This window comes from Caballeronia mineralivorans PML1(12) (assembly GCF_001028175.1).
GTDB lineage: Bacteria > Pseudomonadota > Gammaproteobacteria > Burkholderiales > Burkholderiaceae > Caballeronia > Caballeronia mineralivorans.
Genome location: NZ_AEJF01000116.1, coordinates 86,263 through 108,831 on the forward strand (window position 1 = coordinate 86,263; position 22,569 = coordinate 108,831).

Genomic DNA, 22,569 nt, shown 5'->3' on the forward strand with positions numbered 1-22,569 from the left:
TTGAAGTCGCTGAAAGCCGTGCCGTGTAAGGACCATTTGGTATCCCAAATTCGCGACAGAGATGTATTTTCCGTACTGACCGATCTACAGGCCATAACCAAATCAGATGGAAAAATAACGAACTCGCAATCCCCCCCTTCGCGCGTTGTGCGGCAGTTCGCATGCCCCTATACTTCCAACAGGAGAGACAGGTAAACATGAACGAAACCACCCAGCAGGCAATTGTTCAGACGCTGCGCGAAAAAATCCTTTCCGGTGAGCTGGAACCGGGGCAGCGCCTCGTGGAAGCGCAGGCCGCACAATGGCTCGGTGTGTCACGCACGCCGCTGCGTTACGCCCTCAGCGTGCTGTCATCCGAAGGGCTGCTTGAACGGTCGGGCGCGCGAGGCTACGTCGTGCGGCGCTTCAGCGTACGCGACGTCCTGGATGCAATCGATGTGCGCGGAGCGCTCGAAGGGCTCGCCGCTCGTTGCGTTGCCGAACGACGGGTCGACACTGAACTCGCGCGATCGCTCGAAGAATGTCTGCGGGCAGGCGACGCAATTTTCAGCGCCGGTCGCCTGAGGGATAGCGATGAAGCGCGATATGCGGCAATGAATGGACGCTTCCACCAGCTCATTGTCGATGCTGCGCAAAATACCGCAGCCAGCGCCGCGCTCAGGCTGAATGACAAGATTCCGTTCGTCTCTCCCTCCACGGTCGTCTTCGATGAAACTGCGAGAGAGCGTCAGTTCGTGATGCTGATGTACGCGCACCGCCAGCATCATGCGATCGTGGGAGCACTTTTGAATGGCGAAGGTGCGCGTGTGGAAGCCTTGATGAAGGAGCATACGAATATTTCGAAGGAAAGCCTCAACCTCTCTTCTTCCAGGCTTCATCTGATTGCCGGGGCAGCATGACGCCGGCTTCATGCCCCCTCTCAACCATCGCGTGCCATTCACCACGACTCTATCCGTGAGCAACAGCGAACTTCTCAATCTCGCCCATCTGCGGGCGTTCAAACTCGTGGCCGATACAGGCAGCGCGACACGTGCCGCCGCTGAGCTCTTTCGCGCGCAATCCGCCGTCACGCGTTCCGTGCAGGAGCTCGAATCCGCGCTCGGTGAATCCCTCTTCGAGCGCAAACCGTCCGGCATGTTGCCCACGCCGACCGGCCGTGCCGTACTTGAGCGTTGCGAGCGGATCTTTGCTGAACTCGAAGAACTCGCGCAGTGGTGCGCGGCAAGGCAGGTACGCCGGCGTGCCCTTGCGGAAGGCGCACTGCCGGCCTATTTGCTCAATACGCGACGGCTCCAGATGTTCGTCGCGCTGGCACGCCACCGCCACATGCCGACGGCTGCGAGCGCGTTTGGCATCAGCCAGCCGGCTGTCAGCAGCGCTATCCGCGTTCTCGAAAGCGGGTCGGGCCTGGGCCTTTTCCATCGCAGCCCGCGCGGCATCCTGCTTACCACCGAAGGTGAAAGCTTCTTGCTGCATGTGCGTCGTGCATTGAACGAATTGCGTCATGTGCCGGACGACATCGCCGCGCAGCACGGAAATATCCAGGGTGCGGTGACGGTCGGCGCGCTGCCGCTCGGCCGGACACTGATCCTTCCCGACGCGATTGGCCGCATGAGCGCGCAGCATCCCGGCGTGCGCGTGGTGACCGACGAGAGTGCCTATGAAACACTCGTGGCCGGTCTGCGAGCGGGGGATATCGATTTCATCCTGGGCGCATTGCGCAGCAACGACGCAGCGAGCGGCCTGCAGAACGAGCGGCTGATGTCGGAAGACATGGTTGTGCTGGCTCGCCGCGATCATCCCCTTGCAAATGTACGTGGACTGACGATCGCTGACTTGCGCAATGCTCAATGGATTCTGCCTCGCAGTCAGGCTCCCGCGCGCGGTCTCTTCGAAGCCCAGTTCCGGCGCGCAAAGCTGAAGCCGCCCATGCCGACCGTCGAAACGGCGGACCTCGCGATCATTCGCGGGTTGCTGTCAGGGACAGACATGGTGGCCGCGCTGTCTGCCCAGCAGTTGTATTACGAGTGCGAGTCTGGTCAGCTCACAGCCCTCGACATTGCGTTGCACAACACGCGGCGCGATATTGGGCTCACCGTGCGCGCCGAAGGCACGCCCTCTCCTGCGGCGCGTGCGTTAATCGATGCAATCCGGCTGGCGGTAGCCGACGTGGCCCGCGCAACCCAAACCGCGGGACATTTATCCCGGCGCAAAGAGCCGCATCAAACAGTTTGAGACGACTGGCCGTTGAACACGGAGGGGGAAATACCCACGACTCCATCGAACAGCCATCGGGCGGTGCGAAGCAGGGCCGCGCTCAGCACTTCAGGCTTCATAGGATCGCCACCGAGCACAAGCTCCACTGTGAACTCGCCGGTCGGATGTTCGACGGACACTCGCACGTGCTCGCCCTCCGGTTTCACATTGGCAATGCCTTCGCAGACCGTGCCAGGCAGCACGGCAGCCGTCGCGACGCTCACTGCACCCAATACGCCGATCGATGCGTGGCACCGGTGCGGAATGAAGCTGCGCGTGCAAATTGTCCCCTCGTTGCGCGGCGCGGCGACGAGGCACATCTTCGGCACCGTGCGCCCGCTTACGTCACCGAGGTTCATCAGCGGCCCAACCACAAGGCGAATTGCTTCAATACGCGCCTTCAACTCGTCATCCGCGTCGAGCTGCTCGCGTGTCTCATAGCCGGTGCGGCCCAAGTCGCTTGCGCGCATTAGCACAAGCGGCATGCCGTTATCGATGCAGGTTACGTCGACACCATTGATTGTGTCCATCAGACGACCTGTCGGCAGTAAAGAACCGCAAGTCGAGCCTGCGGTATCCCGGAACTTGAGCGGGATGGCGGCAGCGGTGCCTGGCACGCCGTCGATCCTCGCGTCCCCTTCGTACATCACGCGACCACCGGGCGTCAGCACAGTCGCCACTGCAATCTGCCCTGTGTTCACCATATGGATGGCGACCTGCGTACTGCTCTGTCGCGCATCGACGAGACCGCGCTCGATCGCGAAAGGACCCACACCCGCGAGAATGTTGCCGCAGTTCTGCCCGAAGTCGACCCGCGCTTCGTTGACTACGACCTGAGCGAACAGGTAGTCGACGTCGGCGTCGTTTCGCGTAGAACGCGAGACGATCGCAACCTTGCTCGTCAAGGGATCGGCGCCACCGATCCCATCGATCTGACGCGGATCGGGCGAGCCCATCACGGCAAGCAGCACGCGATCGCGGGCGGCGGGATCGACGGGCAGGTCCGAGGCCAGAAAATAGGCCCCCTTTGACGTGCCGCCGCGCATCATCATGCATGGAATGCGGGTCTGGCTGCTACGTGCAGTTGCGGACATCGGTACCCTCCTTCCTTCAAGCGTCCGAAGCCGACTCGACGTAGCGCAGGCCCTTTTCCGCAAGCCGCTCGCGCATGGAGTAATAGTCGAGCCCAAGCGTGCCGCCGGCGAGCACAGCACGCGTTTTCTCTTCCTTGGCCAAGCGTGCCTGCGAAGCCTCGGCCACGCGTGACACCGTGGCGAGCGGGACCACCACGACACCGTCGTCATCGGCCACGATCACGTCGCCCGGATGCACGATCTGCTGTGCGCACACCAACGGGATGTTGACCGAACCAAGCGTTTCCTTGACCGTGCCTTGTGCGGAGACCGCTTTCGACCAGACCGGGAAATTCATCTCTTTCAATGCGCGCACGTCGCGACACCCGGCATCGATGATGAGACCGCGCACACCGCGCGCCGCGAGCGAGGTAGCGAGTAGCTCTCCGAAGTATCCATCTTCGCAGGGCGATGTGGGCGCCACAACCAGCACGTCGCCCTCACGACACTGCTCGACTGCGACGTGCAGCATCCAGTTGTCCGATGGCGGTACGAGCACGGTGACGGCCGATCCGGCAATTGTCGCGCCCGGGTAAACCGCACGCATATACGAGGCCAGCAGGCCGAGCCGGCTTTGCGCTTCATGCACGGTCGCAGCGCCCGCCTGTTGCAGCACCGCGATGTCGTGCGCATTGGCGCGCGGAATGTTTGTCACCACCACGCCGCGTTTCATGCCAGGTCTCCCGTCACTGCGGGCGTCAGTCGCATATAGCCTTCAGCGTATTTGATGTCGAGAGCCGCCGTGATGCCAATGTTGCGCTTGGCCTGCACGCCGCGCTGCAGTGCAACCCGCGTGTAGTAGTCCCACAGGTGCTCCTGACCGGCCATGCATTCGATTGCACGCCGTTTGATGTCCCACACCTCGGTGATATCAAGGAACGTGTTGGGTATCCACTCGCATTGTTCGGTCTGATGGGGCTCGAAAGCGTACACCGGCGGTGCGCCAACGATCTTCTGCCCGGGATTGTGACCCTCGGCCTGCGCGATGATTCGAGCTTCCTGCGCGACATGCATCGCGAGCGGATGATCGAAATTGTAGGGGTCTTTTGGCGAGTGACTCAGCACGAACGCCGGCTGCACTTCCCGATAGACATCGACAAGCCGCATTAGTGCTTCGTCCGACACGCGCAACGGATAATCGCCGAGATCAAAAAAGTCCACTTCGGCGCCAAGAATGTCTGCCGCCCGCTCCGACTCCTCCCGACGCGCCGCCTTGACCTTCTCCACGGTCATCTCGCCCTTGCGCCAGAGCTTCGCCGACTCTCCACGCTCACCAAAAGACAGACACACCACCTTGACCCGATATCCGTTTTGTTTGTGCAGCGCGATCGCGCCACCTGCTCGCCATACAAAGTCGGCGCTATGCGCGCTGACCACCAGCATCGATTTTTCTGCCATTTCCCGCTCACCTTTATTCAGCCGTTGCCAGAGCTAATTGTAGGAGCCGAGGCGCTCAACCGATCAACGAATCAGCCGTCGTATGCCATCGAATCTATTTATTGGGCACCACGTTGCAGGTCAGGCGGGCGACCGGATCGAACCATGCCATAAGCGTTTCTTCTCACGCGAGACCAAAACCGTCTTGGCTTAAATTTTCCGTCGCTTCTACTGTTACGGGTAATCCCACAGCCGTTGCAAGGAGTTCCGTGAGCACTTCCCGAATCGCCGCTCGAGTGCGGCGCATCAAGCCGTCTCCAAGCACGTCCGCGGCAGACCGCGCCAACGAGTTGCGTCGCCAGGGCAAGTCAATCGTCAATCTGGTGGTCGGCGAACCCGATTTCGATACCCCGAAACATATTCGCGAAGCCGCCGCTGCCGCCATGGACAAAGGCGACACCCGGTACACGCTGATGGCCGGCAAGCTCGAACTTCGTGAAGCCATTGTGGCGAAGCTGGCTCGCGAAAACGGCCTGGCCTACGCGCCGAACGAAATCATTGTCACGAATGGCGCGAAAAGCGCGATCTATAGCGCATTTTCCATCACGCTCGAACCCGGCGATGAAGTCATCGTGCCGGCGCCCTACTGGGTCTCGTACCCTGACATGGTGCTCGCCTGCGACGGGACGCCGGTAACAGTTGCATGCCCGGAAGAAAACGGCTTCAAGATCACGCCTTCGCAACTCGAGGCTGCAATCACGCCCCGCACTCGCTGGCTGCTGATCAACTCGCCGAGCAACCCCACCGGGGCCAGCTACACGCTCGCCGAGTACCGCGCTTTGGCCGATGTTCTGGCCGGCCATCCTCACGTGCTCGTCATGACGGACGACATCTACGAGCACCTGCGCTACGACGGCAAAAGCACACCCCACTTCCTGCAGGCCGCGCCGGAACTGCGCGACCGGACGCTCGCGATCAACGGCGTGTCGAAGACTTATGCCATGACCGGCTGGCGAATTGGCTACGTGGCAGGTCCGCGAGACCTGATCGTCGCACTCGACACGCTGCTTTCCCAGTCCTCCGGTAATTGCTGCTCGATCAGTCAGGCGGCTGCGACGGCCGCGCTCAACGGCGATCAAAGCTTCGTGACTGAAAGCACGGCGATCTATAAAAAGCGGCGCGACGTGACGCTCGAAATGATCAATGCCATTCCGGGCTTGAGCTGCCGTCAACCGGACGGCGCGTTCTATCTCTACATCAACTGTGCGGCGTTGCTCGGCAAGAGCACGCCTGAAGGCAAGGTCATCGCCAATGACACTGACGTGGTGATGTATCTGCTCGACAGTGTCGGCGTTGCAGTCGTCGCGGGCGTGGCTTACGGCTTGTCGCCCTACTTCCGGCTTTCAATCGCGACATCACTCGATGTGCTCGAGGAAGGCTGTCGCCGCATTGCTACTGCAGTAAAGGCACTGCGCTAAGCGACGTCGCGGAACTCATTAACCGTTTTCATCGATCACGTCATGTCCACTTATAAAGCCATCCGCAAGAATCCTTCAGCCAGCCAGGCCGATGCCGCGATCCTCGAGTCGTTGCGCGACATTCCCGTGTCGGCATTGAGCGACAACATGCATCGTAATATCGGCACGACAGGTCTTTCGCCCTACCATCAACCAGTCGCGCAGACGATGGCCGGAACAGCCGTCACCGTGCGCTCCCGCGGCGGCGATAACCTGACGTATTTGCGCGCCCTCGAGTTTTGCCGCGCGGGCGACGTGCTGGTCATCGACGCAGGCGGCGACCTCAACAACGCGGTCATCGGCGGCATTCTCACGTTCTATGCTGCGAGCATCGGCATGGCGGGTATCGTGATCGACGGCGCCATCCGCGATGTGGCCGAAATCCGCAGCCGCGTGTTTCCGGTCTATGCCCGGGGCGTTACGCACCGTGGCCCCTATAAGGACGGTCCGGGCGAAATCAACGTGACAGTCTCCGTCGGCGGCATGGTGGTGAATTCCGGCGATATCGTGGTCGGCGATCAGGACGGCGTGCTGGCGATTCCTCAGGAAGACGCCGCAACCGTGATCGAAAAGGCGCATGCGGTGCTGGCGGCTGAAGCGCGCACTATGCAGGCCATGAGAGAGGGCAAGTGGGACCGCGCGTTTATCGATGCGCTCGAGGAGCGGTGCAACAACTAAGGCCGTCCGAGACTTAAAAAAGCGCGTTGTGGTTCCTGTGACCACCAACGCGCTTTTTGCTTTCTTCTGTTTAGAGCGGTTTAAAGCGTGGCCGTCACGCCGCCATCGACATAAAGAATGTGTCCATTGACGAAGTTCGACGCGGAACTCGTGAGGAAGATGGCGGCACCCACCAGATCCTCCACATCACCCCAGCGCCGCGACGGCGTACGCCCGACGAGCCATGCGCTAAACGTTTCGTTGTTGACAAGCGCCTCGGTCAGCTCGGTCTTGAAGTAGCCCGGCCCGAGCCCGTTCACCTGGATGCCATGCTTGCCCCAGTCGATCGCCATGCCCTTGGTCAACATTTTCACTGCGCCTTTTGTCGCCGTATAGGCTGCTATATCGGGGCGTCCCAGTTCGCTTTGAACGGAGCAGATATTGACGATCTTGCCGGCGCCACGCGTGATCATGAAGCGCGCGACCGCCTGTCCGACCAGGAACACGCTGTCCACGTTCGTCCTCATCAACTCTTGCCACTGCTCGTGCGAAAACTGGTCCAGAGGTGCGCGACGCTGCATCCCGGCGTTGTTGACAAGAATGTCGATGGGTCCGTGCTCACGTTCGATGGTCTCGATCGCCGCCGATACCGACGACGGTGACGTCACATCGAAACTCATTGCATCGACACTCAAGCCTTCAGCGCGCAGACGCTCCACCGCTTCCGCAAGGCGTGCCTCATTCCGGCCGTTAAGCACCACCGTCGCGCCGGCTGCCGCGAGTCCTCGAGCGAGCGCAAAACCGATCCCGGTACTCGAGCCAGTAACGAGCGCCCGCTTACCCGACAAATCAAACATCTTGAGCATCTGATTCAAAAACGTCTCCTTGTTATTCGTGCGTTCACGATACGCCGTGCTCAGGAAACCGGCGTGAACTTGAGCTGATCGATCGGCGTCACCTTGTCGGTACGCGAGAGGCCGTAAGGCGTCTTCGGGCCGAGCCACTTGTCGAAAATCGCGCTCATTTCACCGCTCGCCTCAAGCGTCGTCAGCGCTTTGTTCACGGCGCCGAGCATGGCCGGCTCGTTCTGACGCAAGCCAACGGCGATGGGTTCGAGCAACATGGGTTCGGATGCAATCGCGACGGCGCCGTCAGATCCTTCGACCTGCTTGGTAATCTTGATCGCGGTCATCTGGTTGGTCACGAAGCCCTTCACCTTTCCCTGCTGCAGTGCCAGGAAGGCGGAACTGGTGTCATGGAACGTCACCGCCTGACCGTCCTTGATCGAGATAGGGATTGATTGCGCCGAAGTCGAGCCATCGGCTGCGCTGATTTTTTGCCCTGCGAAATCGGCGAGCTTTTTCCCGGCGTCGGCCTTCTTGACGACCAGCACTTCCTTGGTCAAATAATATGCATCGCTAAAGGAAACTTGCGTGGCTCGGGTCTTGGTGTAGGCGAGATTCGCGACCACCATGTCTACGCGGCCCAGTTTCAGTTGCGGAATGCGCGCTTCGACGGCAAGTGGCTCAAGACTCACTTTTACGCCGATCTGCTTGGCAATCGCCGTGCAGATATCCACATCCATACCTTCGAGCTGACGCGTCTGCGGGTTCGGATACGAGAACGGTTCTACATTGGAGTACACGCCGCAACTCAAGGTACCGTGCGCCTTGATATCGGACAGCTGATCTGCCTGGGCAGACGCGATGCACGCGACCCACCCTGTAAGCGCCAGCATGCTTGCTAATCCCGCTTTTGAACGCATCGAAAAACTCCTGACCTGGATTGAATTAAGAAAGACCTGGCTTGAAAACCGTGATACGAACGCCTCTTTAGTGGGTGCGCAAATCCGACAGGAAACGCTGGGCCCGTTCATGCTTCGGGTGCAAGAAAAACGCTTCCGGCTCGGCAGTCTCGATGATTTTTCCCGCATCCATGAACCACACGCGATCCGCCACTTCGCGAGCGAAACCCATTTCATGAGTCACGCACATCATCGTCATGCCGTCCTGCGCCAGGCTCTTCATGACGCCGAGCACTTCACCGACCATCTCGGGATCGAGCGCGCTCGTGGGTTCGTCGAAGAGCATGGCCGGCGGGTCCATTGCAAGCGCGCGGGCAATCGCCACGCGCTGCTGCTGACCGCCCGACAACTGCCCCGGGAACGCCTGCGCCTTGTTGCTCAGTCCCACGCGCGACAACAGGTCAGCAGCCTTGCGCTCGGCCGCGGCGCGTTTCATGCCGCGTACGCGCATGGGTGACAGCGTAATGTTGTCGAGCACGGAGAGATGGGGGAACAGATTGAATTGCTGAAACACGAATCCGACCTTGCTGCGAAACGCATTCAGGCTGATTTTCTTCTCGTGAATGTTCTGGTTGTCGAACGAGATATTGCCGCGGTCGATTTCCTCAAGACGGTTGACCGTGCGAATCAGCGTGGATTTTCCCGAACCCGATGGACCGCATACCACGACGACCTCGCCCTTGCGTACCTCGGCGTTCACATCCACAAGCGCGTGATATTCGCCATACCATTTGTTCACGCCAGAAAATTTGATCATGTCGGATCCTTTGAATGGTTAGGCGCTCAGTGCTCGCTCACAGCCGCTTCAAGGAGCGATTGCTCCGCACCGGGACGCGCCTTGTTGGCTTTTCCAGCCCGCTTGCGTGTCACGCGCCGCTCAAGGTAATGAGCCAGCTGCGTCAGCGCATAGCAAAGAATGAAATAACTCAACGCGAGAATCAGGTAGACGGCGAATGGTCTGGTCAGAAGCCGGTTGTTGATCTGGTCCGCTGCAAAGGAAATCTCCTGGACATTGATGATGTATCCAAGCGACGTCTCCTTGATGGTCGACACAAACTGCGTGACCATGCTGGGCACCACGTTATAGAGCGCTTGCGGCAGGATCACTGCGCGCATGGTCTTCAGGTAGCTCATGCCCAGCGCTCTTGACGCCTCGGTCTGTCCCTTCGGCAAGGCTTCGATGCCGGCACGAATGATCTCGCCGAGATACGCCGAGTCGTAGATCACGAGAGCGCAAAGCATGGTCACGAATCCGGTCACGGGATAACCCGTCAGCACCGGGACAAGGAAATAGACCCAGAATATGACCATCAGCAGCGGCACGCCACGGACTGTGTAGACAAGCGCCGTTGCCGGGGCGCGCAATACTTTGAAGTGACTGATGCGAGCCAATGCAACGAGGATACCTAACGGAATGGCAATGACGAGTGCTGATAGGGACAGCAGGATCGTCACCACAATTCCGCCAATCGGGCCGTGCGGATACTGCCCGATCAGCAACAAGGTCCAGTTGTCGCGCAAGACGTCGAACATGATCACCTGACTCCCGGAATGCGGTAGTGCGCTGCGATCCGGGCGCCGGCCAGCATGATCACGAGTGAAAGGGCGAGGTACAGCACGGTCGCAATCAGATAGGACTCGAACGACAGGAACGTCTCGTTCTCGACCTTGCGCGTGACGTAGGTGAGTTCCGCTGCCCCGATCGCCATCGCGAGGCTGGTGTTCTTGAACAGCACGACAGCATGGTTCACCATCGGCGGAATCGAGTTGCGCAAGGCTTGAGGAAGGATCACGTAACGCATGCCGCTGACGAAGTTCAATCCCAGTGCGCGCGACGCTTCGTATTGACCGTAGGAAATGGCTCGCAATCCGCTGCGAATGTCTTCCGACAAATAAGCGCCGCTGCAAAGCCCGATCGCGATGACCGCGAAGATGAACTGACCGTTGTACTGGTTCAGCCAGTCTTGCAGGGGCATGGGCAGCAGGGTCGAAATGCCGAAGTACCAGAACAGGATCTGCACCAGCGTCGGCACGTTACGGTGATAGGCCACGAAGGTAGCCACGAACGCCGTGGCCGGCCGCCGGTTGGTCAGGCGGATCAGAGTCAGCAGAATACCTACGACGAGCGACAGGCACCACGCCAGTCCGGCCATCGCGAGCGTAAGCTCGACGCCATGCAGAAACAATGCGCCGTAGTCGCCTTGAAGGACTGTCGCCAGATCGAAATGAAGTTTCATGTCACGCGTCCGAAGGGTTCAGAGCACCCTGATGCCGGTGCCCGGGTGGGTCGATGACATCCCACTTTGACTGCAGGAAGATCTTGTCGACGTTCGCCTTGAATCCATACTAGCTCGCAAAAAAACGACCATGCAGACGCCTTTCATCTGGGACGATAAGTTTCGGGAATGGCCGCGGCATGGATGCGCCAGAGCCAAGCCAGAAAAGGCTCCGCGCTGGTTTTTGAGTATCCCCTGAAGAGCATTCAATGCCCCTGTGAGTGTGAGCACTGCACGTCCTTGAGCGATGTCGATATCCGCCCGCTCAGGCCGGTGCCGACGCCTGCGTCAGAACCTGCGGGTTAACCGCGGTGAGCACCCGGCCGCCATTCATTGCGGCGATCAGGTTATCCACGCAGAGCGACGCCATGGCACGCCGGGTCCTGATCGACGCGCTGCCAATATGCGGCGTTAGCACAACGTTCTTGCACGCCAGCAACGCGGGATTGACCCGGGGTTCGCCCTCGAATACATCGAGCGCGGCGGCGGCAATGCTGCCTTCGGTCAGTGCCTCGGCGAGAGCGGAATCGTCGACTACGCCGCCTCGCGCGATGTTCGTCAGCGTTGCCGACGATTTCATTTGCTTGAGCTCCGCCCGACCGATCGCGTGATGCGAACTGGCGGAATAAGGCACGACCAGAATCAGATGATCAGACTCGCGAAGCAACACTTCCTTCTCCACATAACGCGCGCCGCACTCTGTCTCTATCGCCGCCGCCAGCGGCGTGCGATTGTGATAAATCACATCCATGTCGAACCCGCGCGACGCACGTTTTGCGATCTCCTGTCCGATGCGGCCCATGCCCAGGATGCCGAGCGTGGCGCCATACACGTCGCCGCCCACGAACATGTCAAAGCGACCGGTCGTGACCCAGTCGCCCGCCCGCAGGAAATGCTCGGACTCGGTCATTCGACGGGCTGCGGCCATCATGAGGGCAAAGCCGAAATCGGCCGTGGTGTGTGTCAGTACGTCCGGCGTGTTGGTGACGAGCACGCCACGCGCGGTGCACGCGTCGACATCGACGTTGTTATAGCCCACACCAATGTTGCACACGGCCTTCAGTTCCGGACAGGCATCGAGCAGCGTTGCATCGATCCGGTCACTACCCGCCGTCACCGCTCCGCGCTTGCCTTGCAGGCGTGCGATCAGTTCCTGCTGGGTCCACACCGTGTCGGACGGGTTGTCGGTCACGTCGAAATGTTCGCGCAGTTTTTCCACGATGTCGGGAAACGATGCCCGCGTGACGAGAACGGAAGAACGCATAGGGTGATCTCCTGATGATGCAATGAGCTTAGTCGCGCTTGATCGTCGTCAGGCCGCCAGGCACCTGCAACGTCGGCAGAATTTCCATGTTGCTGATGTTGACCGCGAGCGGCGCCGCAATGGCGAACGCAATGGCATCGGCAATATCAGACGGCAAAGGCAGTTCGAAGCCGTCGATGAATTGCTTGCGCGCCGCTTCAATATCGCCGTGCACGTGCCCGAAGATATCGGTGGCCACGCGGCCCGGGCAGATCTCCGTCACGCGCACGCGCTTGCCGGTCGCATCGACGCGCAACTGGCGCGACAGCGCGTGAATGCCCGCCTTGGTCGCGTGATAGATCGAGTTGCCGCCGAAGTTATAGATGGCTGCAATCGAGCTGATGTTCACAATATGGCCGCGGTCGCGCGCCACCATGCCGGGCATGGTCAACCTGACAATGTGCAGCACCGCCTGAAGATTGACTTCAACCTGCACGTCGACATCTTCTACGCTAGCGTCGAGAATCGAGCCCTTGCGCGATACGCCCGCATTGTTCACGACGATATCGAACGGCACTTGCTCGGTGAGCCGGGTCACGGCGGCAAGATCGCAGACATCGATGGCGTGCGGGATGCATCCGGTGCGCTCCGCCAGTTCCTTCAGTCGCTCCGCGTTGCGCGCGAGCGCGTGGACTTCGAGGCCTTCGCGGCAGAAGCGTTCAACAATCGCAGCGCCCATTCCGGTTGAAGCACCGGTCACTAAAGCGGTCTTGTAGTCTGAAAACGGCATGAATTACCCCTCTGCTTGATTCACTAAAAATGGCGCGCCGTGGCGCTCACTTGATGAGCCGCGATACCGGCACGATGCGCCCGCCGGCCGATTCGATCGCACCCCGCACCGTGCGCGCAAGTTCGACTGCGCCGGGTGTGTCGCCGTGGAGCAGGATCGACTGAGCGGCGATCTTCAGGCGCTGGCCGGTGATTGTCGTGACCGTGCCGTCCTCGAGCAACTGCGTGACGCGGGCAAGCACGGCTGCGCGATCCTTGATTACGGCGCCTTCGAGCTTGCGCGAGACGAGGTTGCCTTCGTTGTCGTAGGCACGATCGGCGAGAAAAGTATTGGCGACCCGCAAGCCGATCTTGTCGGCGGCACGCTCGATCTGCGTGTTCGTCGATACGCTGACGATGATGCGGTTGTCGAAATCGGCCACGGCGCGCACAAGCGGCTCAGCGAGTTCGTACGATGCCGCCGCCATGTTGCCGAGCGCGCCATGAAAACTCATGTGCGTGAGATGCGCTCCCGCGGCTTTCGCAATGCCCGCGAGCGCGCCCATCTGGTACAGCACGTACTTGGCGAGTTCAAGCGGATCGGCTTGAATCGGCCGGCGTCCAAAGCCAAGGAGATCCGGAAAGCCGACATGGGCGCCAAGGTCAATATCCCGTCCAAGCGTCATGCGCACGGTCCGGTCCATGATCACCGGATCGCCCGCGTGATAGCCGCACGCCACGTTGGCCGACGAGACGATCTCCATCATGGCTTCGTCTTCGCCCATGCGGTACATGCCAAAACCTTCGCCCAGGTCCGCGTTCAGATCGATTTCCACGTTGTCACTCCGTTTAAAGGTGGCGGGCCGGCGCGAAGGTCATCAGTGCGGTCCCGTATCCCACTGTTGCGCCCGGCTCGACCAGCCACTTCGCAACGACACCGTCGCAGGGCGCGACCACCGGCAGGCAAAGCTGTGCAATGCGCAGCAAACCCAGCACATCGCCTTGTCTGACCGCAGCACCCGGTTCGACGAAAGGTGTCGATCGCATCGGATGGCATGTCAGCAAGACACCCGGGTAAACGGCTGTGACCTGCGTCTCCCGCACGCTTGGCGCAGGTTGCGGATTCACCGCGCTTTTCCCCCCGAGCGTCTGGCCTTCGAGCGTCAGCCGAACCACCGTCCCTTTCCCGCCTATTTCGATAAACCCGATACCCGCCGTTTCGAGCCATCCGGTGATTTGTTCAAGCTCGCTGATCTGCAATTCTTTTCCCTGTGTCATCTCGCTACGGCCTGTCGCCCCGATGGAGCCCGACGAGGTGCCGCAACTTCGTCATATAGCGGTCGAGTTCATCCAGCGCGTCGACGGCTTCCTCATAGTTCGTCTGCACAAAGCGCAGCTTCGAGCCGATACGCGCCTGCGCCAGCCGCCAAAGATCCGCTTCGATGACCGTGCCAATCTTCGGGTACCCGCCCGACGGCTGGGCGTCGCGCAACTGGATGATCGGCTGGCCACTGGGCGGCACCTGGATCACACCCGGCACGATGCCGTGCGAGCGCATTTCCACCGGACGTTTTGAATTCAGCACCGGCCCGGCAAGGCGATATCCGTAGCGATCGCTTTGCGGCGTGACCTTCCAGCTTTCCCGCCAGAACGCTTCAATGGAGTCCTGCTCGTAAGCCTCATATTCGGCGGCTGGCAACACACGCACAACCGTGTCAGCGGGGTCGGCTACGGGACTCGTTTCAAGCCCGCCAAGCGTCCATGAAGGCGGCATCACGCCGAACCCGGCTACCTCCCCTTCCTTCTCGCTGTGCGCCGATTCAACCGCCGCTGCCTGAATGACATCGCCCTTTTGAAGCTGCCGGCCGAGGAAACCGCCGAACTCGCCTCGCAGTTGCGTACTGCGCGACCCGAGCACGATGGGCACATCGACGCCACCCTTGAGCAGCAGATAGCACCGCGCGCCACTTGCGGGCACGCCGATGGTGAGCACGTCGTCCTTCTTCGCCTGCAAGGTCCACCACGGCAATACCGGACGCTCGCCAAGGCGCGCCGAACAGTCGGCTCCGGTCAACGCGAACGCCACGTCTTCCGTGAAGCGAACGCGAAACGGGAACAGCGGGATTTCGATGCCGGCAGCATCGTCGGGGTTGCCCAGCAGCAGGTTGCCCACGGCGAGCGCCACCCGGTCCATCGCGCCCGACGTGCCCACGCCGTATCGCAGATAGCCCTGGCGGCCCTGATCCTGAATCGTCGCCAGAGCGGCGTTGGAAAGTACTTCGATCATCTGACAATCCTCTCGACCCGGAAGCGGATCATGTCACCGGGCGCGAGCATGGCCGGGTTCGTGCGGGCCGGGTCGAAGAACGACATGTCCGTGTGACCGATCGTGTTCCAGCCGCTCGGTCCGGCTGACGCCGAGACGCCGGTCTGGACGCCGCCGATGGATACCGCGCCGCCCGGCAACCCGAGCACCGGCACCTTGCGGCGCGGCGCGGCAATGCGCGGGTCCATGCCGCCGAGATAGCAATAGCCCGGGTGGCTGCCGAGGGCATAGACGGTGTAAAGCGGTTCGCTATGCAGCGCGACGATCTCGTCCACCGGGAGCCCTGTGTGCGCGACTACATCGCTCAAATGTGGTCCGAAATCGCCGCCGTATTGAACGGGCAACACAACGGTCTTGCCTTCGAGCGACAGCTCTTGGGCTTCTGCCCAGGCGTCGTGCAGCGCGGCTGCGAGGGAGGCCGGCTGGCGCGGCGGCCGGTCGAACGTGAGCATGAGGTTCGACATGCCGGGAACGGCTTCCCGGATACCCTCCCACGTCGCGGCGCGTTGCCCGAGTGCCCAGATGCGGCGCTGCGTCCGCAGATCGAGTTCACCGGGTGCTTCGAACAGCATTGCGCTCGTCCCCAGCAGGCTGATTCGCGGTTTTTGATCCGGGTCGTCGATCGGGGTCATCGAGTGCGCTTTCCTTTGCACATGTCGTTGAGGGCGCTCGGAAGTCATGGTGCCCGCAGTCGTTGCGTCGAGCACGTGCTCGAGGATCGGGCTCAATTCGTTCTCCTTGCCAGCCAGCGTTCCAGATGGTGAATGTCGACACCGCCCGCGCAGAAGTCGTTATCGTCGAGTACGGCGCGATGTAGCGGCACATTCGTTCGAATGCCTTCAATACGCATTTCCGACAACGCGATCCGCATGCGCGCGAGCGCTTCCGCGCGACTCGCGCCGTGGGTCACGACCTTGGCGATCAGGGAATCGTAATACGGCGGCACCGTGAGACCTGCGCTCATGTGGGAATCGACGCGTACACCGTTTCCGCCCGGCAGTTCCCAATGCGAGACACGGCCGGGGCAAGGCATGAAGGTCGACGGATCTTCCGCATTGATACGGCATTCGAGCGCGTGACCTTGTGTCACGACGTCCGCCTGACTCATCGAGAGCGCGTGACCTTGCGCGACGCGAATCTGCTCGCGGACTACATCGATGCCCGACGTCATCTCGGTCACCGGATGTTCAACCTGCAAACGTGTGTTCATTTCGATGAAATAGAACTCGCCGTTCTCGTAAAGAAATTCGAACGTCCCCACGCCGCGGTACCCGTTCTGCCTGCACGCTTCTACGCAGCGTTCACCGACCTGACGGACCAGATCCGCATCGATGCCGGGCGCCGGCGCCTCTTCCAGGACCTTCTGATGCCGCCGCTGCATCGAGCAGTCACGCGATCCAAGCCAGAGCGCGTTGCCGTGGGTATCGCACAGAACCTGGATCTCGACATGGCGCGGATGCTCGAGGAATTTCTCGACATAGAGCTCGGGTTTGCCGAATGCGCGACGGGCCTCCTCGCGCGTCACGGCCACAGCGTCGAGCAATTGTCCGGCGTCAGGCACGACGCGCATGCCTCGGCCGCCTCCCCCACCGGCCGCTTTCACGATCACCGGATAGCCGATCTCGGCAGCCGCCTTCAGGATGCTCTGAGGGTCCTCAGGCAAGCCACCTTCGGGGCCGGGAACGCAAGGCACACCCGCTGCGCGCATCGCGCGCTTGGCGGCCACCTTGTCGCCCATGGTGCGTATGGAGCGAGGTTCCGGGCCGATGAAAATCATACCCGCTGCCTCGACCTGTTCGGCGAAGTCCGCGTTCTCCGATAGAAACCCATAACCCGGATGCACGGCCTCAGCGCCGCTGACATGCGCAGCGAACAGGATCGCCGCGCCATTCAAATAGCTTTGCCCGGCTGCCGCCGGACCGATGCAGAGCGCCTGGTCAGCAAAACGTACATGGCGAGTATCCGCATCGGCTTCCGAGTAGACCGCGACTGTTTCCAGTCCCAGCTCGCGGCAAGCGCGCTGAATGCGCAGCGCGATCTCTCCGCGATTGGCGATCAAAACCTTGTTGAACATGATCAGCGTCCGATCCGAAACAGCGGCTGGCCTGACTCGACTTCGTCTCCTGCATTGACGAGGATTGCGAGGACCGTGCCGGTGAACTCGGACTCGATCGAATTGAACATTTTCATCGCTTCGATGGTGCAGAGCACCTGGCCTTGCGTCACGGTATCGCCGACCCGAACGAACGGCGCTTCGCCCGGCGCCGGTGTGAGATGCACGATGCCGAACATAGGCGCCTCGATCACGTGGGCTTCGCTTTCAGCGTGGCCGGGTGCAGACGCCGGGGACTCTGCTTGCGCTTCTGCTTGTGAGTCGGCTTGTGACCCCGCAGGCATCATGGGTGCCGTTGCAACGCCGGCAGAACCCTCGCGACTACCCGGCGTCTTGACGAGCCGAACCTTGTCGTCACCTTCTATCAACTCGAGTTCCGCCAGCGGCGACTGTGCGAGCAGCTCGATCAAGGCTTTGATTCTTTCTAGATCCATCATTGAGTCCGGCCCGGTTATTTGTGCGCCGACGCTCAGGCAGCGTGCGGCAAACCGCGACGCCTGCGAGCCACACTCACAGGCAAATTACGATGAACTCAATGTATCCGGCGCTTAAGATTCGCGCCAAGACAGTTTGGCTTTGTAGCGATAAGGCGCGCTTATGGTTCGGCGCAGGTCACGGGCGTGACGCCCAGCGCAAGGTCGGCAGCCAGTTCGAGCAGGATGTCCTTGACCGCCGCGGCCGGCTCGGAAAGCGGAAGATGGTCGGACAAACAGACCGAGAGCGGGATCTTGATGACGGGCGAGACAATCCGGCATTGCACGACATCGCCCGCTCCCGCCACCACGCGCGCAGTCGAATCCGGCAGGATCGTGGCCCCGATGCCGGCGCTCACCGCCGCAGCCAGCGTGGTTGCCGACTCGATCTCCGCGACGACCTTGGGCACCATCTGGACGCGTGCAAACCCTTCGTCGACGTATTTTCGAAGGTAGTTGTAAGGTCTGGGCAGCAGCAGCGGAACGTCGCGCAAATCGGTAACGGCAATCTGACCGGGGGCGATACCCATGCTGCGTGGAGCCACGAGAAAGAGTTCCTCATTCAGCAACAGCTGAAATGAGAGGCCATGGACCGGCTTGTCGCCGTACAGCACGGCCATGTCCATGCGCCCGTTCATGATGAGTTCGCTGAGCGTGGTGCCGAAGTTCTCGTTGATATACAGAAGAATGTCCGGATGACGCGCCCGCACCGAAGTCAGCAACGGCAGCGACAACGCGGAAGCGCCGGTCCCCGGCGCAAGCCCGACAGACACGGATCCCGACAAGGTCTGCCCGGCGCTCTTTACATCGGCCTGGGCTTGCTCGTATTGCCGGAGGATAAGTTGTGCATGCCGATAAAGCGTCGCGCCCGCCTCTGTCGCCGTCACGCCACGCTTGGTACGCACGAGGAGTTGCTGCTGAAACTCGCTTTCGAGCGTGATCAGTTGCTGACTGAGCGCCGGCTGGGCAATATGCAGAACCTCGGCAGCCTGCGTGAGGCTGCCGATATCCACAATCTTCACGAAGTACCTAAGTCGCCGCAGATTCACGTTCGTTGCCTGAAAAGTCATTCGATTTTCAGATGATAGGGCAAGGTCCGCCCCGCTGACAGCCATCAAAAACCCCAGTCTCGCGCATTCGCCCCTCGGATTTCTCATCCATAAGTGGATGTTATTGCGTCAGCGCAAAGACGTCTTGGCGCTAACTTTTTCACCCGCTTAACGTTGCGCATCAACAAAGGCCGGTTGGTACCGACCGCGCGAGACGGCCATGCCGGAGTACCTCCAATGCTCCGCTGTGCCGGGTTTCCGATCGGACGCCCGGCGTGTAACGGGTAGTTCCGGGAGCGCAGTGCAGCACGCAAGCGCCCGGAATGTTGGGCGACGATAAGCGAATGCAGCCCGCCCAGGAGCGCGCCGGCAATACGCAAACGCTTGCCATGAAACACAGGGTTTGGATTTTCGACAACAGGGGAAAAACATGAAAAAAATTTGCTTCGCGGTACTAAGTGCAACGTGTGCCATGAGTGTCGCCCACGCGCAGTCGTCGGTTACGCTCTACGGGATTATCGATGAAGCCATTCGCTTCGATACCCACCAGAACCGAACCGGTGGAAAGCTCTTCACCATGGGAAGCGGCGGCGAAATGTCGGGCAGCCGCTGGGGCTTGCAAGGCTCGGAAGACCTGGGCGGCGGCATGAAGGCGATCTTCCAGCTCGAAAACGGATTCACACCGAACACCGGCGTGACGCAGCAGTCAACCCCGTCGGGTGCGGTCCGGCTTTTCGGCCGCACCGCCATGGTCGGGCTCGTGTCGCCCTACGGCACGGTCACGCTTGGCCGCCAGTACACGCTCGTGCATGAAATGGGCTACACGCATGACATCTATGCGTTCTCGAACTACACCGGGACCACGGGCTTTCAGGGTGCAGGGGAAACCGGCGGTGGACGCCTCGACAATACGGCTCGCTATACCTCGCCAACCCTTGCCGGCTTCACCCTGCGCAGCGCCTACACATTTGGCCAGACCGCAGGGAACGTTCATCAGAACTCTTCGCCGGCCGTCAGTCTTTCTTATGATCGCGGGCCGCTCAGCGTGGGCGCTGCTTATCAGATCATCAACAATATCGGTGGCCTGACGCCATCAACGACGGCTTACGGCAGCACCTATTTTGGCATCACGATCCCTGACAGTTCGCAGAAGGTATTTACTGCAGGCGCGACCTATAAGATCGGCGATGCCAAGATCTACGGCTCCTACATTTATAGCCACGTGTATCCGGCTGACTACAGGAATGATTCGTTCTCCGTTGCAGCAAGCTACTTCATCACGCCCGCGCTGCAAGTGGCGCTGCCGTTTTATATCGACTTCCTGCATCACGCGAATACAAGCGGAACGCGGATCACGACTGGCCCGACGCTTGACTACTTGCTCAGCAAGCGGACCGACGTTTATGTCGGCGTGGACTACAACCACCTGACCGGCGCATGGACCACGCTGGCGGGTAGTACAGGCTCTAACCAACCCTTCTTTGGCTATAACTCACTGTTTGAAGCGACGATCGGCCTGCGTCACAGGTTCTGATCGACTGACCAGCTCGTTGTGAATGCGCGCGGCCTAGGCCGCGCGCAGTGGGATCGCAGCACGATCATAAGGCGCGCCTATTGGTCCAGACCGAATCGATCTTGTTCAAGCTGAAGACCTGGCCGTAGAGTTGAGCACGCTCAACGCACTGCTCAACAAGGGGTTTTCGCCATGCATGCACTCGTGATTCACGCGCCGCTGGATTTACGCATTGAAGATGTTCCGACTCCCGAACCGGAAGCGCATCAACTGCTGATCCGCGTTCGCGCCGGCGGCATCTGCGGTTCCGATCTCCATTACTTCAATCACGGTGGCTTCGGTACGGTTCGCATCAAGGAACCGATGGTGCTCGGGCATGAAGTATCGGGCGTGGTGTCGCGCACAGGCACCGAGGTCACTGACATGCCCGTCGGAACCCGCGTGTCGATCAGTCCCAGCCGGCCTTGCGGACACTGCGAATACTGCCAGCAAGGTTTGCAGAACCACTGTCTCGACATGCGCTACTACGGCAGTGCAATGCGTACGCCGCACGTCCAGGGTGCGTTTCGCCAGGAGATTGTGATCGATCGATCGCAGGCCCATAGTGTCTCGGATGCACTGAGCGATGCCGAAGCCGCCATGGCCGAGCCACTGTCGGTTGCGCTTCACGCGGTTCGCCGCGCGGGGCTGTTGCTCGGCAAGCGTGTGCTGGTCACGGGATGCGGTCCGATCGGCGCATTGATTGTGGCGGCAGCGCGCCGCGCTGGCGCCGCGCATATCGTGGCAACCGATGTCAATGAATTGCCGCTTAAAAGCGCACGCGAGGTTGGTGCCGACCAGACGTTCAACATCTTGCAGGCGCCCGACGCGCTCCTGCCTTTTGCCGCAGGGAAAGGCACGTTCGACGTGCTGTTCGAAGCCAGCGGCAATGCCTCGGCATTGCGTGGCGCGTTCGACGCGATCCGTCCGCGGGGCGTCATCGTTCAGGTCGGTCTCGGGGGCGACGTGCCGCTGCCGATGAATGTCATCGTGGCCAAGGAATTCGACTTGCGCGGCGCATTCCGGTTTCATGAGGAATTTGCCATCGCCGTTGAGCTGCTCAACAAGCGGTTGATCGATACCAAGCCGCTGATATCGGATATCTTCTCTTACCGCGATTCGCTCAAAGCTTTCGAAACCGCGAACGACCGGTCGAAAGCGATGAAAGTCATAGTGGATTTTGGCTGACCAGTGCGGCTCGCTCGCGCCGGTGGACGGGGTTTGGCGGTTTTAGGGTTAGCGGTCGGAGGTGGGGCTGGGTTGGTGCTTTCGGCCTTAGTGGTCTATCAGCTAACTTAAACCGACCACTAACCCCCAAACAGAACCCCGAGTGCGAACGAAAAAAAAGGCGCCGTGCGAACACGACGCCTTAAATTCTAGCTCCGAGGGGAGGGCTAGAACTGAGAGCCTGACCATCTCAACCTCCCGGCGCAAGGGCCGCTGAAGGTTCTACAACCTTGCCGCATCAACGTGCGGCGGCGTGACCGTCAATGCATCACGCCGAAAAAAGCATGAACGGCATCGCCTGGCGTGAGGCCTACATCAAAATAGCCCTGGAGACGATCCGCCGTCGAATCGTCCAGAACGAACGGAGGCTGGATGAACCGCGCGGCAACCGCCTTGTCGTACCAGACACTGATCCAGCCGCCGAGGTCAACCACTTCTTCCTGTCGTGGCATTCCGGATTTGTTAGCCATGGGATCTCCGCAGAACTCACCAAGGGTCGTCGAACTACCGTCCGGACACGCTTCATCGAAGCCTTCCGGGAGACGGTGGGAACACTTGCCAAGAGCCATCGTGATGAAAGGAAAACAAGCGTTGAACAACAGACGGATTTTTTGCGCCTAAACGTAACCGCAACCGCTGTACTCGCCGGGGAAACACCAAACAAACTGACCTGCACTTGAGCCGTAGCGGCCACCAACAACTACCGTCAAGTGACGGCTCACGACCCAGGGAATTTGCCATTACCGGCCTATCCGTCCAGACCGTTTCGCATGACACCATGCTATCTGGTTCAGATGG

The 22,569-nt window shown here is 60.6% G+C and carries 24 protein-coding genes; 7 read left to right on the top strand and 17 right to left on the bottom strand.

Going from position 1 to position 22,569, the window contains the following annotated elements; translation table 11 throughout:
- Positions 1-197: 197 nt before the first annotated feature.
- Together EOS_RS18365 and EOS_RS18370 are read left to right on the top strand one after the other, a co-directional pair.
- On the top strand, positions 198-899 hold the full coding sequence (locus EOS_RS18365) for a GntR family transcriptional regulator (RefSeq protein WP_047848087.1): 702 nt from the start codon (positions 198-200) through the stop codon (positions 897-899).
- Positions 900-954: 55 nt separating this feature from the next.
- On the top strand, positions 955-2,235 hold the full coding sequence (locus EOS_RS18370) for a LysR substrate-binding domain-containing protein (protein WP_047848150.1): 1,281 nt from the start codon (positions 955-957) through the stop codon (positions 2,233-2,235).
- On the opposite strand, the gene EOS_RS18375 is transcribed toward EOS_RS18370, so the two are convergent.
- The 3 genes from EOS_RS18375 to EOS_RS18385 are packed head-to-tail and all read right to left on the bottom strand — an operon-like array spanning position 2,223 to position 4,787.
- Positions 2,223-3,350: a 4-oxalomesaconate tautomerase gene (locus EOS_RS18375; RefSeq protein WP_047848088.1), complete on the bottom strand. Its 1,128-nt coding sequence runs from the start codon at positions 3,348-3,350 to the stop codon at positions 2,223-2,225. The two genes, EOS_RS18370 and EOS_RS18375, sit on opposite strands and share 13 nt — an antisense overlap.
- Before the next feature lie 16 nt (positions 3,351-3,366).
- A complete protein-coding gene (locus EOS_RS18380) occupies positions 3,367-4,062 on the bottom strand; it encodes a 4-carboxy-4-hydroxy-2-oxoadipate aldolase/oxaloacetate decarboxylase (RefSeq protein ID WP_047848089.1) in 696 nt (231 codons plus the stop codon).
- Positions 4,059-4,787, bottom strand: coding sequence for a PIG-L deacetylase family protein (locus tag EOS_RS18385; protein ID WP_047848090.1), 729 nt, complete (start codon positions 4,785-4,787; stop codon positions 4,059-4,061). Before EOS_RS18385 ends, EOS_RS18380 begins: the two co-directional genes overlap by 4 nt.
- A 248-nt stretch (positions 4,788-5,035) precedes the next feature.
- Here EOS_RS18385 and EOS_RS18390 point away from each other — a divergent pair, with 248 nt between their 5' ends.
- Together EOS_RS18390 and EOS_RS18395 are read left to right on the top strand one after the other, a co-directional pair.
- On the top strand, positions 5,036-6,244 hold the full coding sequence (locus EOS_RS18390) for an aspartate transaminase (protein ID WP_047848091.1): 1,209 nt from the start codon (positions 5,036-5,038) through the stop codon (positions 6,242-6,244).
- Positions 6,245-6,286: 42 nt separating this feature from the next.
- On the top strand, positions 6,287-6,961 hold the full coding sequence (locus EOS_RS18395; RefSeq protein WP_047848092.1) for an RraA family protein: 675 nt from the start codon (positions 6,287-6,289) through the stop codon (positions 6,959-6,961).
- Positions 6,962-7,041: 80 nt separating this feature from the next.
- Here EOS_RS18395 and EOS_RS18400 read toward each other — a convergent pair whose 3' ends face one another.
- The 14 genes from EOS_RS18400 to nac form a co-directional block, all read right to left on the bottom strand.
- Positions 7,042-7,806, bottom strand: coding sequence for a glucose 1-dehydrogenase (locus EOS_RS18400; RefSeq protein ID WP_047848151.1), 765 nt, complete (start codon positions 7,804-7,806; stop codon positions 7,042-7,044).
- A gap of 50 nt (positions 7,807-7,856) precedes the next feature.
- Positions 7,857-8,705, bottom strand: a complete 849-nt coding sequence (locus EOS_RS18405; RefSeq protein ID WP_047848093.1) for a transporter substrate-binding domain-containing protein — start codon at positions 8,703-8,705, stop codon at positions 7,857-7,859.
- A gap of 67 nt (positions 8,706-8,772) precedes the next feature.
- Entirely contained in the window at positions 8,773-9,501 is a 729-nt protein-coding gene (locus EOS_RS18410; RefSeq protein ID WP_047848094.1) for an amino acid ABC transporter ATP-binding protein, read from the bottom strand.
- A gap of 26 nt (positions 9,502-9,527) precedes the next feature.
- A complete protein-coding gene (locus EOS_RS18415) occupies positions 9,528-10,277 on the bottom strand; it encodes an amino acid ABC transporter permease (RefSeq protein ID WP_047848095.1) in 750 nt (249 codons plus the stop codon).
- A gap of 2 nt (positions 10,278-10,279) precedes the next feature.
- Entirely contained in the window at positions 10,280-10,981 is a 702-nt protein-coding gene (locus EOS_RS18420) for an amino acid ABC transporter permease (RefSeq protein ID WP_047848096.1), read from the bottom strand.
- 304 nt (positions 10,982-11,285) lie between these two features.
- A complete protein-coding gene (locus EOS_RS18425; protein ID WP_047848097.1) occupies positions 11,286-12,284 on the bottom strand; it encodes a 2-hydroxyacid dehydrogenase in 999 nt (332 codons plus the stop codon).
- A 28-nt stretch (positions 12,285-12,312) separates the two neighbouring features.
- Entirely contained in the window at positions 12,313-13,053 is a 741-nt protein-coding gene (locus EOS_RS18430) for an SDR family oxidoreductase (protein WP_047848098.1), read from the bottom strand.
- Positions 13,054-13,099: 46 nt separating this feature from the next.
- The gene (locus EOS_RS18435) at positions 13,100-13,867 is read right to left on the bottom strand and encodes a LamB/YcsF family protein (RefSeq protein WP_047848099.1); all 768 of its coding nucleotides are present in this window, start codon (positions 13,865-13,867) and stop codon (positions 13,100-13,102) included.
- 13 nt (positions 13,868-13,880) lie between these two features.
- Positions 13,881-14,309: an acetyl-CoA carboxylase biotin carboxyl carrier protein gene (locus EOS_RS43595; RefSeq protein WP_053063956.1), complete on the bottom strand. Its 429-nt coding sequence runs from the start codon at positions 14,307-14,309 to the stop codon at positions 13,881-13,883.
- A 4-nt stretch (positions 14,310-14,313) separates the two neighbouring features.
- Positions 14,314-15,318, bottom strand: coding sequence for a 5-oxoprolinase subunit C family protein (locus tag EOS_RS18445; RefSeq protein WP_047848100.1), 1,005 nt, complete (start codon positions 15,316-15,318; stop codon positions 14,314-14,316).
- A complete protein-coding gene (gene pxpB, locus EOS_RS18450; RefSeq protein ID WP_047848153.1) occupies positions 15,315-15,989 on the bottom strand; it encodes a 5-oxoprolinase subunit PxpB in 675 nt (224 codons plus the stop codon). The genes EOS_RS18445 and pxpB overlap by 4 nt, the downstream gene beginning before the upstream one ends.
- Positions 15,990-16,081: 92 nt before the next feature.
- Positions 16,082-17,431: an acetyl-CoA carboxylase biotin carboxylase subunit gene (gene accC / locus EOS_RS18455; protein ID WP_047848101.1), complete on the bottom strand. Its 1,350-nt coding sequence runs from the start codon at positions 17,429-17,431 to the stop codon at positions 16,082-16,084.
- Positions 17,432-17,433: 2 nt separating this feature from the next.
- Positions 17,434-17,907 carry an acetyl-CoA carboxylase biotin carboxyl carrier protein gene (gene accB, locus EOS_RS18460; protein WP_235442869.1) on the bottom strand — a complete coding sequence of 158 codons (474 nt, stop codon included), beginning with the start codon at positions 17,905-17,907 and terminating at the stop codon, positions 17,434-17,436.
- A 158-nt stretch (positions 17,908-18,065) separates the two neighbouring features.
- A complete protein-coding gene (nac, locus tag EOS_RS18465) occupies positions 18,066-18,992 on the bottom strand; it encodes a nitrogen assimilation transcriptional regulator NAC (protein ID WP_047848154.1) in 927 nt (308 codons plus the stop codon).
- Positions 18,993-19,422: 430 nt separating this feature from the next.
- Between nac and EOS_RS18470 the strand changes: the two genes are divergently transcribed.
- From EOS_RS18470 to EOS_RS48980, 3 genes are all read left to right on the top strand, one after another.
- Entirely contained in the window at positions 19,423-20,526 is a 1,104-nt protein-coding gene (locus tag EOS_RS18470; protein WP_047848103.1) for a porin, read from the top strand.
- A 171-nt stretch (positions 20,527-20,697) separates the two neighbouring features.
- A complete protein-coding gene (locus EOS_RS18475; protein WP_047848104.1) occupies positions 20,698-21,732 on the top strand; it encodes an L-idonate 5-dehydrogenase in 1,035 nt (344 codons plus the stop codon).
- A gap of 323 nt (positions 21,733-22,055) precedes the next feature.
- Positions 22,056-22,451, top strand: coding sequence for a hypothetical protein (locus EOS_RS48980; protein ID WP_160312511.1), 396 nt, complete (start codon positions 22,056-22,058; stop codon positions 22,449-22,451).
- Positions 22,452-22,569: the final 118 nt, after the last annotated feature.